Origin of the sequence: Bradyrhizobium sp. 2TAF36 (assembly GCF_052114925.1) — a bacterium.
Lineage (GTDB): Bacteria > Pseudomonadota > Alphaproteobacteria > Rhizobiales > Xanthobacteraceae > Bradyrhizobium > Bradyrhizobium barranii.
Map to the genome: position 1 here is coordinate 113,916 of NZ_JBFRFR010000030.1, position 16,178 is coordinate 130,093.

General features: G+C 63.8%; 18 protein-coding genes and 1 tRNA gene. 9 read left to right on the forward strand and 10 right to left on the reverse strand.

Features of this window, described 5'->3' with window-relative positions; all coding sequences use genetic code 11:
• Nucleotides 1–4 precede the first annotated feature (4 nt).
• Nucleotides 5–343, reverse strand: coding sequence for a P-II family nitrogen regulator (locus AB4Z51_RS18765; RefSeq protein WP_008142802.1), 339 nt, complete (start codon nt 341–343; stop codon nt 5–7).
• Nucleotides 344–582: 239 nt separating this feature from the next.
• On the opposite strand from AB4Z51_RS18765, the gene AB4Z51_RS18770 reads away from it, so the two are divergent.
• The gene (locus AB4Z51_RS18770) at nt 583–1,494 is read left to right on the forward strand and encodes a DUF4339 domain-containing protein (protein ID WP_135213950.1); all 912 of its coding nucleotides are present in this window, start codon (nt 583–585) and stop codon (nt 1,492–1,494) included.
• A gap of 37 nt (nt 1,495–1,531) precedes the next feature.
• On the opposite strand, the gene tesB is transcribed toward AB4Z51_RS18770, so the two are convergent.
• A complete protein-coding gene (tesB, locus tag AB4Z51_RS18775) occupies nt 1,532–2,395 on the reverse strand; it encodes an acyl-CoA thioesterase II (protein ID WP_441497776.1) in 864 nt (287 codons plus the stop codon).
• A 216-nt stretch (nt 2,396–2,611) separates the two neighbouring features.
• Here tesB and AB4Z51_RS18780 point away from each other — a divergent pair, with 216 nt between their 5' ends.
• Nucleotides 2,612–3,832, forward strand: a complete 1,221-nt coding sequence (locus AB4Z51_RS18780) for a ubiquinone biosynthesis hydroxylase (protein ID WP_441497777.1) — start codon at nt 2,612–2,614, stop codon at nt 3,830–3,832.
• Between the two features lie 31 nt (nt 3,833–3,863).
• On the opposite strand, the gene AB4Z51_RS18785 is transcribed toward AB4Z51_RS18780, so the two are convergent.
• Both AB4Z51_RS18785 and AB4Z51_RS18790 read right to left on the reverse strand, forming a co-directional pair.
• Nucleotides 3,864–4,061 (reverse strand): Trm112 family protein, encoded by a 198-nt coding sequence (locus AB4Z51_RS18785; RefSeq protein WP_011083431.1) that lies wholly within the window; start codon nt 4,059–4,061, stop codon nt 3,864–3,866.
• Nucleotides 4,062–4,183: 122 nt separating this feature from the next.
• Nucleotides 4,184–4,714 (reverse strand): TetR/AcrR family transcriptional regulator, encoded by a 531-nt coding sequence (locus tag AB4Z51_RS18790; RefSeq protein ID WP_135213948.1) that lies wholly within the window; start codon nt 4,712–4,714, stop codon nt 4,184–4,186.
• Between the two features lie 105 nt (nt 4,715–4,819).
• Between AB4Z51_RS18790 and AB4Z51_RS18795 the strand changes: the two genes are divergently transcribed.
• The 3 genes from AB4Z51_RS18795 (at nt 4,820) to AB4Z51_RS18805 (ending at nt 6,307) form a co-directional block, all read left to right on the forward strand.
• Entirely contained in the window at nt 4,820–5,170 is a 351-nt protein-coding gene (locus AB4Z51_RS18795) for a hypothetical protein (protein WP_085403062.1), read from the forward strand.
• 220 nt (nt 5,171–5,390) lie between these two features.
• Complete coding sequence (locus tag AB4Z51_RS18800; RefSeq protein ID WP_135213946.1) at nt 5,391–5,669, forward strand: PepSY domain-containing protein; 279 nt, start codon at nt 5,391–5,393, stop codon at nt 5,667–5,669.
• Between the two features lie 44 nt (nt 5,670–5,713).
• Nucleotides 5,714–6,307: a cytochrome b/b6 domain-containing protein gene (locus AB4Z51_RS18805; protein ID WP_193560868.1), complete on the forward strand. Its 594-nt coding sequence runs from the start codon at nt 5,714–5,716 to the stop codon at nt 6,305–6,307.
• 189 nt (nt 6,308–6,496) lie between these two features.
• On the opposite strand, the gene AB4Z51_RS18810 is transcribed toward AB4Z51_RS18805, so the two are convergent.
• On the reverse strand, nt 6,497–7,174 hold the full coding sequence (locus AB4Z51_RS18810; RefSeq protein WP_135213945.1) for an LON peptidase substrate-binding domain-containing protein: 678 nt from the start codon (nt 7,172–7,174) through the stop codon (nt 6,497–6,499).
• 104 nt (nt 7,175–7,278) lie between these two features.
• The gene (gene trxA / locus AB4Z51_RS18815; RefSeq protein WP_167767935.1) at nt 7,279–8,202 is read right to left on the reverse strand and encodes a thioredoxin; all 924 of its coding nucleotides are present in this window, start codon (nt 8,200–8,202) and stop codon (nt 7,279–7,281) included.
• A 274-nt stretch (nt 8,203–8,476) separates the two neighbouring features.
• On the opposite strand from trxA, the gene AB4Z51_RS18820 reads away from it, so the two are divergent.
• The 4 genes from AB4Z51_RS18820 (at nt 8,477) to AB4Z51_RS18835 (ending at nt 12,070) form a co-directional block, all read left to right on the forward strand.
• Nucleotides 8,477–8,551, forward strand: a tRNA-Gly gene (locus tag AB4Z51_RS18820).
• Between the two features lie 76 nt (nt 8,552–8,627).
• Complete coding sequence (locus AB4Z51_RS18825) at nt 8,628–9,614, forward strand: NAD-dependent epimerase/dehydratase family protein (protein ID WP_167767934.1); 987 nt, start codon at nt 8,628–8,630, stop codon at nt 9,612–9,614.
• A gap of 379 nt (nt 9,615–9,993) precedes the next feature.
• A complete protein-coding gene (locus AB4Z51_RS18830) occupies nt 9,994–11,274 on the forward strand; it encodes a PQQ-dependent sugar dehydrogenase (RefSeq protein WP_085403055.1) in 1,281 nt (426 codons plus the stop codon).
• A gap of 202 nt (nt 11,275–11,476) precedes the next feature.
• Entirely contained in the window at nt 11,477–12,070 is a 594-nt protein-coding gene (locus AB4Z51_RS18835) for a c-type cytochrome (RefSeq protein ID WP_135213942.1), read from the forward strand.
• 209 nt (nt 12,071–12,279) lie between these two features.
• Here the strand turns inward: AB4Z51_RS18835 and panE are convergent, their stop codons facing one another.
• The 4 genes from panE to AB4Z51_RS18855 form a co-directional block, all read right to left on the reverse strand.
• Nucleotides 12,280–13,203, reverse strand: coding sequence for a 2-dehydropantoate 2-reductase (gene panE / locus AB4Z51_RS18840; RefSeq protein WP_135213941.1), 924 nt, complete (start codon nt 13,201–13,203; stop codon nt 12,280–12,282).
• A gap of 123 nt (nt 13,204–13,326) precedes the next feature.
• A complete protein-coding gene (locus AB4Z51_RS18845) occupies nt 13,327–13,935 on the reverse strand; it encodes a 2-hydroxychromene-2-carboxylate isomerase (RefSeq protein WP_135213940.1) in 609 nt (202 codons plus the stop codon).
• 107 nt (nt 13,936–14,042) lie between these two features.
• Nucleotides 14,043–15,392 carry an MATE family efflux transporter gene (locus AB4Z51_RS18850; protein ID WP_244623065.1) on the reverse strand — a complete coding sequence of 450 codons (1,350 nt, stop codon included), beginning with the start codon at nt 15,390–15,392 and terminating at the stop codon, nt 14,043–14,045.
• An 88-nt stretch (nt 15,393–15,480) separates the two neighbouring features.
• On the reverse strand, nt 15,481–16,077 hold the full coding sequence (locus AB4Z51_RS18855; RefSeq protein ID WP_135213938.1) for a DUF2239 family protein: 597 nt from the start codon (nt 16,075–16,077) through the stop codon (nt 15,481–15,483).
• Nucleotides 16,078–16,178 lie beyond the last annotated feature (101 nt).

Consider the following 16,178-nt stretch of genomic DNA (forward strand, 5'->3'; position numbering starts at 1 on the left):
AGCTTTAAAGCGCGTCGCTGTCGGTTTCGCCGGTGCGGATGCGCAGCGCGTGGTCGATCGGCGTGACGAAGATCTTGCCGTCGCCGATCTGCCCGGTGCGCGCCGTCGCGGTGATCACGGCGACCGCCTTGTCGGCGACGTCGGAGGCGACCGCGATCTCGATCCGCAGCTTCGGCAGGAAGTTCACGACATATTCCGCGCCACGATAGATCTCGGTATGGCCCTTCTGGCGGCCGTAGCCTTTCACCTCGGTCACGGTCATGCCGTGGACGCCGATCGCGGTCAGCGCCTGGCGGACTTCATCGAGCTTGAAGGGTTTGATGATCGCGACGACGAGTTTCATGGTCAGGCCTATTCCCCGGGGATGCGCCACGCCGTATGTCCCCGGCGCAGCGTCAATCTGGCATCTTTCCGGGCAAATGGCATAAAAAACTTGCAGACTGAAGCGGAAAAACGTTTGGCCATGTGAACCGCCGCCTCTGTACAGGGCATCCGTTCATCCTTCACAATGCGTTTTTGGCATGGATGCGGTGAACCGAAGCGTCCCGGCCGGTACAAAAGTATGTTTGAGGGGGACGCTTCATGGCGAGTTGGTTCTACGCATCCGAGGGCAAGCAACAGGGACCCTATCCGGAAGGGCAATTCCGCGACCTGGTCGCGCAGGGAGTTGTGCGCCCGGATACGCTGGTGTGGTCCGAGGGCATGGCCGGCTGGCAGAAGGCCGCCGAAATCCCCGGCCTGATCGGCGGCGGCGGTGCGCCCCCGATGATGCCGGCCGGCGGTCCGCCGATGATGGGCTCCGGTGGTTACGCTGGCGCCGGCTACGCTGGTGGCGGCAGCGGCAGCGGCGGAGCGCTGGCGGTCGATTTCGGCATCCTCGAGTTCACCTGGCGCAGCATCGTGATGCTGATCGGCATGTGCCTCATCATTCCGGTGCCGTGGGTGTTCGTCTGGTACACGAAATGGATCGTGTCCTGCGTGAAGGTGCCCGGCCGGCCCAATCTCAGCTTCACCGGCAATGCGATGACGCTGGTGCCCTGGTTCTTCGGCTTCATCGTTCTGGCGATCGCGATCGGCGTCATCGGCAGTGCGCTGCTCAGCAATCTGCTGTTCATCGCGCAGATCGTGCTCTACTGGCTGCTGATCAAATGGATGGTCGCGAACCTCGCCTCCAACGGGCAGCCGCTCGGGCTCAGCTTCTCCGGCTCAGCTTGGGCCTATATCGGCTGGAATCTGTTGTTCGCGATCTCGATCATCACGATCATCGGCTGGGCCTGGGTCGCCGCGGCGCAGATGCGCTGGTTCTGCCGCAGCATCGAAGGCACGCGCCGCGAGATCGTGTTCAAGGGCAGCGGTCTCGGCATTCTCTGGCGCGGCATCGTCGCCGCGATCCTGTCCAGCCTCATCATCCCGATCCCGTGGGTGTATCGCTGGATCATGAACTGGTTTGCATCGCAGACCGAGCTCGCGCCGCGCGGGTCGCTCGGAGCTTGATCGCAAATCCCAGGCGCGACGAACTCGCGCCTGGGCTCTAGGACTTGCGCTCGCGCACAGAACCTTCTTGCGCGACGGAGGCGACCAGCGTGCCGTCGGGCTTGAAGATCGAGCCGCGGGTCAAGCCGCGGCCGCCGCGTGCGTTCGGCGAATCCTGCGCGTAGAGCAGCCATTCGTCGGCGCGGAACGGGCGGTGAAACCACATCGCGTGGTCGAGGCTCGCGGGCATCATGCGCTTGTCGAACAGCGTGCGGCCGTAGCGCGCCATGATCGCGTCGAGCAGCGAAAAGTCCGAGGCATAGGCCAGCGCGCACATGTGCAGCGCCGGATCGTCGGGCAACTTCGCCGCGGTCCTGATCCAGACGTGAATGCGGCCGTCCTCGATCTTCTCGCCGAAATAACGGCCGAGCTCGACCGGGCGCAGCTCGATCGGACGATCGGACTCGTAGTAGCGGCGGATGAACTCCGGCATCTCCTTGAACATCGGCTGCTTCGCCACCTCCTCCGCCGTGAGCTTTTCCGGCGGCGGCACGTCGGGGATCTTGTCCTGATGATCGAACGCGCTCTCCTCGTCGGCGTGGAACGACACCATGATCGAGAAGATCGCGTTGCCGTGCTGGATCGCGGTGACGCGACGGGTCGAATAGCTCTTGCCGTCGCGCAGGCGCTCGACCTGGTAGATGATCGGGATCTGCGGATCGCCCGGCAGGATGAAATAGCAATGCAGCGAATGCGGCAGCCGGCCCTCGACCGTGCGGCAGGCCGCAACCATCGCCTGCCCGATCACCTGGCCGCCGAACACCCGCTGCCAGCTCGTCTTCGGGCTGTTGCCGCGGAACAGATTCACCTCGAGCTGTTCGAGGTCGAGAATCGAGATCAGGTCGATCAGGCCTTTGGACATGATGGTGCTTTCGAAGCATCTCGTCATTCCCGGGCATCGCGACAGCGATGACCCCGGAATCCCGAGCCGATAACCTCTGGATTCCGGGTTCGCGCTTGTGCGCGGCCCGGAACGACGGAATGAGGCAGTTCCGCCCTTGTTTCACCGCACTGTTTCGCCCACCTCAAGTCTGCTAGCAAGGCCTGGAAAAGCCGAAGTGTGAGCCAGGAATTTGGTATGCCGGTACAGGGTAGCATTGTCATTGGTGGCGGCGCGTTTGCCGGCCTCGCGCTGGCCCTGGCGTTGCGCCAGGGGCTCGGGCCCGAGATTCCCGTCATCGTCGCCGATCCCGCGCTCGCGACCCGTCCGAGCCGCGACCCGCGCGCGACCGCGATCGTAGCCGCCTGCCGCCGCCTGTTCGAGGCCATCGGTGCCTGGGACGCCGTCAGGGGCGAGGCGCAGCCGATCCTCGACATGGTCGTCACCGATTCAAAGCTGGAAGACGCCACCCGTCCGGTTTTTCTGAACTTTGCCGGCGATGTCGCGCCGGGCGAACCGTTTGCGCATATGGTCGAGAACCGCCGTTTGATCGACGCGCTGGTGGTGCGGGCCGAGGCCGAGGGCATCGATCTCCGCGCCACGACGGTCGCGTCCTATGACGCGCGCCCGGAAGGCGTCGACGTGACGCTTGGCGACGGCAGCGTGATTGCGGCAAGCCTGCTGGTCGCCGCCGATGGCGCGCGGTCGAAACTGCGCGAGCGCGCCGGCATCGTCACCCATGGCTGGGAGTACGATCAATCCGGCATCGTCGTCACCGTCGGCCATGAGCGCGATCACGACGGCCGCGCCGAGGAGCACTTCCTGCCCGCGGGTCCCTTCGCGATTCTGCCGCTCTCCGGAAAACGATCCTCGCTGGTGTGGACCGAGCGCCGCAGCGAGGCCGCGCGCATCATCGCGTTGAGCGACGAGGAGTTCCACGGCGAGCTCGAGCGCCGGTTCGGCCTGCATCTCGGCGAGGTCAAGGCGCTCGACAAGCCGCGTGCGTTCCCGCTGTCCTATTTCGTGGCGCGCTCCTTCATCGCCGAGCGTCTCGCGCTGGTCGGCGATTCCGCGCATGTCATCCATCCGATCGCGGGCCAGGGCCTCAACATGGGGCTGAAGGATGTCGCAGCACTGGCCGAAGTCGTGGTCGATGCCGCGCGGCTCGGCATGGATMTCGGCGGCGTCGACGTGCTCGAACATTATCAGCGCTGGCGCCRCTTCGACACCATGGCGATGGGCGTTGCCACCAACTCGCTGAACTTCCTGTTCTCCAACCAGTCGACGCTGCTGCGCACGGTGCGCGACATCGGCCTCGGCCTCGTCGACCGCGCCCCGCCGCTGAAGAACCTCTTCATCCGCCAGGCCGCCGGTTTGACCGGTGAGATCCCGCGGTTGCTGAAGGGTGAGGCGTTGTAGGAGTTCGCGCTCCATCCGGGCTACAAGAACCTCAATCGATCTTGCGCGCCTCTTCCGGCAGCATGATCGGGATGCCGTCGCGGATCGGGTAGGCCAGCTTGGCGCTGCGCGAGATCAGCTCCTGCTTTGCGGAATCGAACTCCAGCGGACCCTTGGTCAGCGGGCAGACCAGGATCTCCAGCAATTTGGGATCGACGCTGGTTTCGGGGCGTTCGGTGGGCGCGTTCATTGGAGTCTCCGAAGATCGCTTGCCTCTAGCACAGAAAATCGCGGCCGCCCATTGCGCCACCAGAGCGTTTTCGAGCGAAGTGGGTACCGGCTCGCATAAAGAAAACGCGTCAAAACAAGAATCTAGGCAGAGACCATCCGCATGATCTCGTCGACCAGGCCCGGGAGCCGTGCCGCCGGCACCGGCGTGCCCGACAAGGCAAAGCCCAGGAATGTCCAGTACAGGATCTGCGCGCGCGCCTGCGCCTTCGCCGGCTCAAGCCCCCGCATCGCAAGCAGCGTCTCGATATAGTCGATCCTGCGGCGGTCGATCGCGCGGACCGCGCCTTGCGCGGCCGTATCGAACGCCGCCCAGCTGCGCACGGCGCGCTCCAGGTCGAGCCGGGCGCCAAAGGATCTCCGCAGCAGCGCCTTCAGCGGCTCGTCGCCGGCGGCCTCGACATCGGCGATGATCTGTTCGGCCGCGATCTCGCGCCAGCGCTTCAGGACTTCAGCGTGGAACGCGCCGAGATCGGCGAAATGCCAATAGAAGCTGCCGCGCGAGACGCCCATGGCCCTTGCGAGCGGGTCGGCTTTCAGGGCCGTGAAGCCGTTCTTGGCCAGCGCCTTCAGGCCCTGTTTGATCCAGTCGTCGGCGGAGAGTTGTTCGGTCATGACCGGTTCCGGAATTGGCCATACACTAGTGTATTGACAGGCGGCGGGCCAGCGCCTATCTCACCATACACAACTGTATGGACGAAGCTTCAGGGAGCTGTGCCGATGCGTGATCTCTTGCTCCAGTGCTCCGGCGTCGTGGCCATTGCCGTAGCCCTCATCCATGGCGTTCTCGGCGAGACCAAGGTCTTTGCCCGCGCCCGCATCGAGCCGGAACGGCTCCGCACCCTGATTCGCCTGGTCTGGCAGGCCTCGACCGTCGCCTGGATCGGCGGCGGCGTGCTCCTGATCGCGGCGCCCTGGATGGAATCGGAGCTGGCGCGCCGCTGGATCGTCGTCACCATGGTCTGTGTGTTCGGCTTCTCGGCTGTCGCCAACGCGTGGGCCACGCGCGGCCGGCATTTCGGCTGGATGGCGCTCAGTGCCGTCGTTGCGATGGCGGTTGCCGGCTATTGAGGTGCCGCGCACAGAATGCCGGCCGTCAAACCGTGAGGCGTAAGGCCGCAGCGGCCGTTCAAATGCATGCTGCCTACGGAGCCAACTGATCTTTTCCGGATCGTTAGAATAACTCTAAAGCCATCTGCGTCCAAACCGGATTGACTTCATCATCTCCTTTGCTTCCTTCGGTCCCGCTTCGCGGCTCCGCGCAGCGCCCACGACAGAGGAGGAGACGTTCGTGAAGGTCATTCGTGTAGTTGCCATTGCACTGACGATCGGAATTGGCATGGGATCGGCGGCCATGGCCGACGGGTTCAAGGACTGCACCAAGCTCGACAAGGCGTCGTGGAAGCCGGCCGCCGAAGCCGAAGCCAAGGCCAAGGCGCTGGGTTACGAAGTGCGGCGCTCCAAGATCGAAGGCTCGTGCTATGAGGTCTACGGCGTCAAGGAAGGCAAGCTCTACGAGCTGTTCTACAGCCCGGAAGATCTTAGCCTGAAGAAGACGGTTGCCAAGTAGGGTTTCAAGCAAGGTATTGAGCAAGGCTTGAGGATAGTCACGGCTTGATCGAAGAAGCGGTGCCAGAAACGCGCGGGGGGGCCGACAGGACCCCCGCGGATCGAACCGCCTCGCGGACGATCTCGGTCTGGGACCTCCCGCTACGCCTCTGGCACTGGGCCCTCGCGGCTTGCGTTCTGGCCGCCTGGTTCACCCCGACCGTCTATGACGGGCTTCACCGCATCCTCGGCTATACGGTGCTCGGGCTCCTGGCCTTCCGCCTCGCCTGGGGTTTCCTGGGAAGCCGCTATTCACGCTTCCGCATGGTCGGCGTCAGGCTTCGTGCCGCGCCAGGTTATCTCTGGAACCTGCGCCGCGGCATGACGGGCCGCTACATCGGTCTCAACCCCGCCGGGACGTTGATGCTGGTGGCGCTGCTGTTGTCGCTCGCCGTCTCGACCATCACCGGCGCGATGTCGGTGACCGTGACCTTCTTCGGCGTCTGGTGGGTCGAGGACACCCACCATTATTCATCGGATGCGGTCATTGTCCTGGTCGTGCTGCACGTCGCGGGCGTGGTGATGATGGGGATCCTCCAGCGCGAGAACCTGATCCGCGCGATGATCACGGGACGCAAGCGCATCCGCAGTCACCTCTGAACGTTCGTTGCCGGTCACAGCACAAATTGTTCACGATCGGCAGCCGGCAATCCGACGTCCTCTCCCGCAAATGCTCGGCAATTCGAATTGCGCAGGCAGCGTTACCAGCCGATGCCTGCCTCTGACGTCGCCAGAATGCTGCGGCGAGGTGCCGGAGCAGCCGTCCGCGCTGCCTGAGCATTCAGCCCCTCACTGCAACGGCGGATCGCCGCTGGTGCGCTTCTTGGCGAGATCCATCTCGGTCACCGCGATCAGGATTTCGGCGCGGGTCTTCAAATCCGGCGCCTCCAGCATGGCCTGCTTTTCCGCGGGGCCATAGGGCGACATCATCGCCAGTGCGTTGACGAGCGCCTCATTGGGCGCGCTCTCGACGCCTTCCCAGTCGACCTTGAGATTGTTGGCCTTCAGGAAATCCGCCAGCACGGTCAACAGCGCCTCGCGATCGACCTCGTCCTCGCCCATGCGCGCGGTGAAGTCGTCGACGAAGGTGAAGAAGTCCACCTTGCACTGGCGGTAGGCGGTCAGCACTTCAAGCTCCTTGACCACCTTGAAGCGCGAGACGCCGGTGAGCTCGAGGAGGTAGCGGCCGTCGCCGGATTCGGCCAGCTGGGTGATGCGGCCGACGCAGCCGACGCGGAACAGCGCCGGCCTGTCGGAATTCTTCGGCGAGTGCGCGACGTCGGGCTGGATCATGCCGATCAGGCGATGGCCGTCGCGCAAGGAATCGTCGACCATCGAAAGGTAACGCGGCTCGAAGATGTTGAGCGGCATCTGGCCGCGCGGCAGCAAAAGCGCGCCCGGCAGCGGAAATACCGGAATGATCTCCGGCAGGTCGGCGGGGCCGCGATATTCGATGTTGATCGGCATCTGGACCCCGCTAGACTCGCTAGAGCATGATCCGGACCCGGAGGGCCGCGTTAGCGCAAAGTGTGAAGCGGCTTTCCGACAAGATCATGCTCCAACAATAACCCTTACGAAAACAGGATCGTCGACAAGCGCTTTCGTCCCTCGATGGTAGCATCATCCGTGCCACCCCAGGCCTCGAAGAATTGCACGAGCTGCTTGCGGGCGCCGTCGTCGTTCCACTTGCGGTCGCGCTTGATGATCGCCAGCAACTGCTCGGTGGCCGCCGCCCGGTTGCCTTGCGCATTCAGCGCGGTCGCAAGGTCGAAGCGAGCCTGATGATCGAGCGGGTTTGCGGCGACTTTCTGTTCCAGCTCGGCCACCGGCCCCAGCTGCTCCGCCTGCTCGGCGAGATCGATCGCGGTCTGCACGGCTTTCACGGCGGGGTCGTTGCGCTTCGATTCCGGCACCATCGCCAGCGTCTGCTTGGCCTGCTCCATCGCGCCGGAGACGGCGTAGCATTTCGCGAGTCCGGCAAGGGCCGCGATGTTGGTCGAATCGTGCTGCAGCACCTCGGCATAGATCTGCGCGGCGGCGGCGGCGTCCCCCTCGGCGAGCACCGCCTCGGCCTCTTGCAGGATCTCGGCGATATTGGGCTCGCCCGGCGCCGTCACGCCCTTGGTCACCTTTTCGATGAAGGCGTTGACCTGGCTCTCCGGCACTGCGCCCATGAAGCCGTCGGCCGGCTGGCCGTTGACGAAGGCGATCACGGCCGGGATCGACTGGATGCCCATCTGGCCCGGGATCGCCGGATGCTGGTCGATGTTCATCTTGACCAGCTTGACCTTGCCCTTGGCCGCCTTGACCGCCTTTTCCAGCACGGGCGTGAGCTGCTTGCAGGGGCCGCACCACTCCGCCCAGAAGTCGATCAGAACCGGCTGGCGCTTCGATTCCTCGATGACGTCCTTCACGAAGGTCTGGGTGGTGGTGTCCTTGATCAGATCGGCCGCGGCCGCGCCCGCCGCTCCGTTACCCTGGTCGATGATCGTCACGGGATCCCCTCGTCTGATGTCTGGAATGGCGGCTCTTTAGCACGTCGCCAAATCATATGCTTCGTTGTCGGCTCCTAGATTGGGCCGAATGGGCCGAATTTCAATCCATCAGGGCCGATTCGCCGGTTCCGGGACGTTTTCGGGCRATTTGGCCGCGTTCGGGGTCCATATGGCCCTTCAATTGCGAATCTATGCTGCCGGTAGCTGTTGCATTCGCCGTCCGCTTTTGGCATACGACAGCCGTTGCCGGCGCGTCATGCGACCGACACAGGATGCGGGTGTAGCTCAGTGGTAGAGCACGACCTTGCCAAGGTCGGGGTCGAGGGTTCGAGCCCCTTCGCCCGCTCCAATTTTTCCCAAAGCATCCAGCCAAACCGGGTCGGGCCGTGGTTTTCCACGCCGCTGGCGGCTGTATTGGGTCTCAAATGACAATACTGGTCACGGGCAGCGCGGGCCACCTTGGGGAGGCCGTTCTCCGTATGCTCCGGGGACGCAGTTTCCCCGCGCGTGGAATCGATCTGAAGCCATCGCCCTTCACCGATGCCGTCGGCTCGATCGTCGATTCCGACTTCGTGCGGCGCCGGATGGAGGGCGTCACCGCCGTGATCCACACCGCGACGCTGCACAAGCCGCATGTGGCGACCCACGGCAAACAGGATTTTGTCGACACCGACGTCACCGGCACGCTCAATCTGCTCGAGGCAGCGGTCGCCGCCGGCGTGAAGAGCTTCGTCTTTACCAGCACCACCAGCGCGTTCGGCTCGCAGCTCCGGCCGGAGGCAGGGCAGGCTGCGGTGTGGGTCACCGAGGATCTGGCGCCGGTGCCGAAGAACATCTACGGCACGACGAAGCTGATGGCCGAGACGCTGTGCGAGCTGTTCTTTCGCGAGCGCGGCCTGCCCGTCGTGATCTTGAGGACCTCGCGCTTCTTCCCTGAGGACGATGACGATCCGGCGATGCGCTCGGCTTACCCGCTGGACAACGTACAGGCCAATGAGCTGCTCTATAGACGGCTGGATATAGCGGACGCGGTGAGCGCCCATCTCCTCGCCGTCGAGCGCGCGCCGAAGATCGGTTTTGCCCGTTACATCATCTCCGCGACGAGCCCGTTCGAGCCCCGTCATCTCGCGGCGCTCGCGCGCGACGCGGCCGGTGTCGTGCGCGAGCTCTACCCGGATTGCGCGCAGCTCTATGCGGCGCGCGGATGGCGGCTATTCCCCGAGATCGACCGCGTCTATGTCAACGACCGTGCGCGGCACGAGCTGGGCTGGCGGCCCGAATTCGACTTCGCGCATGTCCTGAACAGCCTGTGCGAGGGCACGGATTTTCGCAGCACGCTGGCACGCGAGATCGGGTCGAAAGGCTATCACGACACGGTATTCGACGACGGACCCTATCCCGTCGCCTCGTAATCGCCGTCTTTGCCGTTTTGCTCGATGCATCAAATGTCTGTCCGGCGTCACTGGGAGCAGACCGGGCTAAGCCGTTCTACTGTGCATGGGGTTGTTTTCGCAATTTTGTGCGACCGCCCCTCCTGCTGCCTGCAAATCAGTCACGCGTTATTTTGATTCCGCGTTGCAGCGAGACCGTTGTCGGCGCCGTGCAAATCTTCGTGGCATTCAGTCTCAATTTCTATTGAGTCTGACTGCAGTGCTCCCGACGCGCTTCTCACCGTCCGCAGATGTGCTAACCTTTTTGCGTCTGTCGTCCTGACAGACTCCGAACTTCGCCTCTCGACTAGCAAAACAAAATAACGTGCAGCCCTGACGGCTGCCTTAGGGGAGTGACGTGATGAAATTCCATCAATCCGTCTTTCAATCCGTCCTGGCGCTTGCAGCGGTTGCCCTTCTCGCGGGGACAAGCGCAGTCAGCGCGCAACAGCAGGACAAGAACCGCCAGCTGAAGAAATACGAGTCCGGCACCAAGGAGTTCTGGACCCATCCGCCGGATGACTGGTTCCTCGGCGACGAGACCGAGGCGCAGAAGGGCCTCGCGCCGCCGTCGGGCCCGCCGACCGGCGCGTCGGAGGCCGAGCTCGCCGCGATGATGAAGAAGATCAAGCTGCCGGCCGGCTTCAAGATCGAAGTCTATGCGCCCGGCGTTCTCGCCGCGCGGCAGATGGCCTGGGGTGACAAGGGCACGCTGTTCGTTGGCTCGTTCGGCCTCGGCAACGTCTATGCCATCAAGGACAACAACGGAAAGAAAGAGGTCAAGACCATCCTGAAGGGGCTGAACATGCCCACCGGTCTCGCCTTCAAGGATGGCGCGCTCTACGTCATCGCGGTCGACAAGCTGATCCGTTACGACAACGCCGAAGCCAATCTCGACAAGCTCGGTGACGGCAAGGTCGTCTATGATGACATGCCCTCCTATGCCGCGCATGGCTGGAAGTACATCGCGGTCGACAAGGAAGGCTGGTTCTACCTGCCGTTCGGACCGCCCTTCAACGTCGGCGTGCCCCCGACCAGTGTCTCGCAGATCCGCCGCGTCGATCCCAAGACCGGCAACGCCGAAATCTATGCGCTCGGCGTTCGCAACTCGGTCGGCGGCGACGTCGATCCGCGCACCGGCAAATATTGGTTCACCGAGAACGCGCGCGACTGGATCAGCGACGATCTGCCCTCAGACAAGCTGAACATGATCTCGAAGATCGGCGAGCATTTCGGCTATCCCTACTGCCACCAGGGCGACCTGCTGGATACGAAGTTCGCGATGGGTCACAAGTGCTCCGAGTTCACGCCGCCCGTGCTGAACCTCGGCGCGCATGTCGCTCCGCTCGGTATGAAGTTCTATACCGGCGATCAATTCCCCGCCGAGTACAAGAATAACATCCTGATCGCCGAGCACGGCTCCTGGAATCGTCACAAGTACCAGGGCGGCAATATCACGCGCGTGATCGTCGGCCCCGACGGCAAGAACGCCAAGAAGGAGGTGTTCGCCTCCGGTTGGATCGAGGGTGACCAGGGCTATCTCGGCCGTCCCAACGACATCATCCTCGCCAAGGACGGCTCGATCCTCGTTGCCGACGATTGGGCCGGCGCGATCTACCGCATCAGCTACAGCAAGAAGTAGCGTAAGACGACACGAGGCTGCGACCGGACGACGGTCGCAGCCTCTTTTGTTTGTGACAGGCTTGCAGCGGAACGCGTTCGTCATGCCCGGACTTGATCCGGGCATCCATCAAACGAGAAACCTCTTTGCAAACGGGATGGATTGCCGGGCCTACGCCAAGCAGGCGGGTCAAGCCCGGCAATGACAGCCGGAGAAATCAGCCATGCGAGTCGTTCGGTTTGGAATTCTGTCTGTGACGCTATCGCTCGCAGCACTTGCAATCGTCCGTGCTCAGGCCGCCGATAATGCCGCGATCCAGGAGAAGGCCGCCGTCTGCTCCGGCTGTCACGGCGAGAACGGCATCTCGCAGACGGAGAACATCCCCTCGCTGGCCGGCCAGCCCGATCAATTCATCCAGTGGCAGCTCGTGTTCTTCCGCGCGGGCTCGCGCAAGAACGACCAGATGCAGCCGATCGCCGAGGAGATCACCAACGAGGACATCCGCAATTTCGGCGCCTATTTCGCGCAGATGACGCCGCCGAAGGCCGCGGAAGACGCGGATCCGGACCTGTCGAAAAAAGGCGCGCAAGTTGCCGTGGGCCGCCGCTGCGCCTCGTGCCACACGGATAGCTTTGCCGGCACCAAGGCGGTTGCCCGGCTCGCGGGCCAGCGCGAGGAATACCTGGTCAAGGCGCTGCACGACTACAAAAGCAGCCAGCGCGTCGGCGGCGGCGGCGCTGCGATGGCCGATGTCGCCTATCACATGAGCGATGAGGAAATCACCGCCGTCTCGCACTATCTCGCGTATTTCAAGTAACGCGGAGTCGTTGCGGCAAACGCCGCTGTCGTCCCGGGGCGCGACGAAGTCGCGAGCTACGATGCGCAATTGCGCATCTGAGGACCCATAGCCGCAGGATCAAGTTTGGCGAAGACTCGTGGTGACCAGCTCGCGTCATAACCACTCCCTGTGGTTATGGGTCCCGGGCTCGCGCTCTGCGCGCCCCGGGACGACAGCAAAGTTTGGAGCTACCCCGCCCGCTGCCTCTCATACGCCTTCAGATGCGTATACGCGATGCGCAGCTTCGGCACCGGCACCTTGGCGGCGTCGGCGCGCGCGATGAGGTCGCCAATGACGTGATCGGCCTCGACCGGCAGGCCCGCCTTGATGTCGCGGAACATGGATGCCGTCATCGGCGATCCCTCGGTGGTGAGGTTGCCCTTCACGCGCTCGAAGAACGGGCCGCCCGGCGTGTAGCCCGACGCGGTGGCGATCGCGCTGGTCTCGTCCAGCATGCCGAGCAAAAAGTCTCGGCCGCCGGGGGCCGCGAGGATGTTGCCGACGGAGGTGCGCATCAGGCTGGTGCTTGCGGCGAGCGAAGACAGGAACACCCACTTCTCCCACATGTCCTGCATGATGTTCTGGCTGGCGGCGGCGCCATTGATGCCGCTCTTGAAGGCCTCGTCGATCGCCTTTACCCGGTCCGAGAGTTTGCCGTCGCGCTCGCCGTAACTGAGCGACTGCATCGGCTGGAGCTGCACCACTTCGCGCTTCTCGTTCAGGGTTGCCGCGATGGCGCAGAGGCCGCCGAGCACGCGCTCCTTGCCGAATTTTTCGTCGAGCGTGTCGAGATGCTTCATGCCGTTGAGCATGGGAATGATCGCCGTATCAGGGCCGACCGCGGCCGCGAACGACTTGATGGCGTCGTCGAGGTCGAACGCCTTGCAGCTCAAGAGCACGACGTCGAACTTTCCCTTGAGCGCGTCGGCCTGAACGGTCGGCGGATTCTTCAGCGTCACGTCGCCGCTCGGGCTCTTGATGACGAGGCCGGCGCTCGCGAGCTCGCCGGCGCGCCGCGGCCGGACCAGGAAGGTGACGTCGCGGCCGGCCTGTAACAGCCTGCCACCAAAGTAGCCGCCGATGGCGCCGGCGCCGACCACGAGGATACGCATGGGAGAACTCCGTTCTTATTCTTGGCTTTATACTTGGCTTTATTTTTGGCGGATGGCGATTAGGAAGTAGCGAATAGCAGGCGCGATTTCCACTCGCTATTCGCTACGCGCCATTCGCGCGCTTCACTTTCCCGACACCATCTCCTCGACCTCGCGCAGCTGCTCCTTGCCGAAGAACATCTCGTTACCGACGAAGAAGGTGGGCGAGCCGAACGCACCGCGGGCAACGGCGTCCTCGGTGTTCTTGATCAGCTTGCCCTTGACCTCGGGCTCCTGGGCGCGCGCGAACAGTTTATGGGCATCGAGGCCGGAGGATGCCAGTGCCTTCGCCGCGACTTCCGGGTCGTCCATCTTCTTCGGCTCGCGCCACATGTGGTGGAAGGCGGCCTCGACATATTTTTCGAACACGCCCTCGGCCTGTGCCGCGATCGCGGTACGCATCAGGTTCAGCGTGTTGACCGGGAAGAACGGATTCATGACATAGGGCGGGACCTTGAAGCGCTTGACGAAGCGCTCGGTCTCGACCGCCTGGAATTCGCGCTTGTTCTTGATGCCGGCGAGCGTCTCGGCCGGCGACTTGTTGTTGGTCGACTTGAAGATGCCGCCGAGCAGGATCGGCACGTACTCGAATTTGACGCCGACGCGCTGCTCGATCGCCGGGATCGCAAGATGACTGAGATAGGCGTTCGGGCTGCCGAAATCGAACAGGAATTGCGGGGCTGTGCGGGTCAAAATCGTTCTCCCTGACCTGGCTTTTGATCTGGCTTTTCATCCATTGTGGCGCAGCGCGCGCCACGGGTCCACCGTTTAATGATGGTCATAATATCTTGATGATCCGGTCAGATCAGACGCCGGATCGCGCGCCTGCGCCACACCGTGAGGTAATAGCCCATCTGCAAAACGAACATGGCGCAGAACACGATCGGATAGGCGGCCCACACACCTTTCAGGCCGATCGTGCGGCTCAGGATCACAGCGGCCGGCAGCTCGATTGCGACAATGGCGAAGATCGACAGCAGCATTGGCGTCAAGGCGACGCCGGCCGCGCGCATGGCTCCGGAAAACACGGTGGCCAGGCCGAACGGCACCGAGCTCCACAGCGCGATGTGAAGCAGTCCCCCGGCGAGGTCGAGTACGGCACTGTCGGTGATGAAGAGTCCGAGCACGGCCGGCGGCGCCAGATAGATCAGCCCCACCAGCCCGCCGGTCAGGACGATGTTGAACATGAGGCCGGTGCGCACGATGCCATCGAGCAGCGTCCTGTTGCCGCCGCCGATAGCCTGTGCGCCGAGGATCGAGACCGCGATCGAAATCGACATTGCCGTGAACTGCGTGTAGCCCATCACCTGGTTGACCGCGCCATACGCGGCGGTGGCATCCGATCCAAAGCCGTTGACGAGCCCGAGCAGCACGAGCTCTGCGATCGCCATCACCACCATGCCGACTGCGCTCGGCAGTCCGATGCCGAGGATCTTTCCGAGCACGGCACGATTGAGCCGCAGATGACGCAGCAGCGCGGCATCCGGTGCCAGTGCATGCTTCGTCCGCAGCAGATAGAGGGCCAGCGCGAGCAGCGTCAGCGCGTTGGCAATCGCTGCCGCCCAGGCTGGGCTGGTGATTCCCGCGGCAGGCAATCCGAACGCGCCGCGGATCAGTATCGGCGTCAGGATCAGTCCGATGGTGGTCGACAAGGCCAGCGCCAGCAGCGGCGTCACGGCGTCACCGACGCCGCGGATCATCGCCGTCATCAGCAGGAAGACGAAGCCGAGCGGCATGGTGAGCAGCATGATGCGCGCATAGGCACTGGCCTGGTCGAGGATGTCCGCTGGCGTCGCGAGCATCGTCATTAGTTGCCGGCTGAAGAAGCCGCCGACCAAAGCAACCGAAAGCGAGAGCAGCAGGCCGATCGCGAGCGTCGTGCCGACGACGATCCTGATCCTGCCATGCTCGCCAGCGCCAAAGGCCTGGCCGATCAGCACAGTGGCGCCGGTGCTCAGGCCCATGACGAAGGCGAACAGRAAGAACATCACCGGGAAGAACGCCGACACCGCTGCGAGTGCGTCGACGCCGATCATCTGGCCGAGATAGACGTTGCTGACGGTCCCGAACAGCGATTGCAGCGCGTTGCTCAGCACCAGCGGTGCGAGGAAGCGGAGGAATGTCGTCCAGAGCGGTTTTGGCGCGGACATGGATAGGCCTTTCATCAGGGCGTGCGAAGCCGTTGCCGCGCGATGCACGCGCGGCTTGGCCGTCGATGGGGTGAGAGAAGTGCTGCGCCTAAGCGCGGTCGCTGTAGGCGAGCTTGACGATGTGGTCGCGGACGTCGACCGGCCAGTCGGCGATCAGTCCGGTGAAGCGCCGCCGGTCATCCGCGAACAGSGCGCGSGAMGCTTCCTCGAACTGCGGCAGATTACCCGCCATGGTCGACATGAAGTGATAGGCCGCATCACGCGCCTGCCGCTCGCGGTCCTTGTCGCCGCTTGCGCGTCTCGCCTCGTCGACGAGTTTCCGCAGCGCGACCGAGGCGCCGCCCGGCTGGGCTCCGAGCCACTCCCAGTGCCGCGGCAGCAGCGTCACCTCGCGCGCGACCACGCCGAGCTTCGGCCGGCCGCGCCCGCGGGGCTCGCTCGGTGGCGCGGTCTCCTCGACCGGCGGCGGGACAAGCTTCGCCACCCGCGCCAGCACCTCGCGATCCCCGCCGCGCAGATCGAAGTCGATCGATCGGCCCGTGTGGTCCTCGAAGATGATGATGGGCTCGTCCGGCGGTGGCGTGATCCGCTTGACGACCAGCGCGACCTCTCCTGCTGGCCCGGACGCCAGGCGGCGATGGCCCTGGAACGCCGTGAAAGTCCGTTGCATTGAAATCATTGCCATATTGATGACGTTGGCCCTTTAATATCCGGGTAAATTGCGGTCGTCAATATACCCGGATGAAATTATCCGTGGGGATGGCTCGACATTGCGTTCCCGGGCTG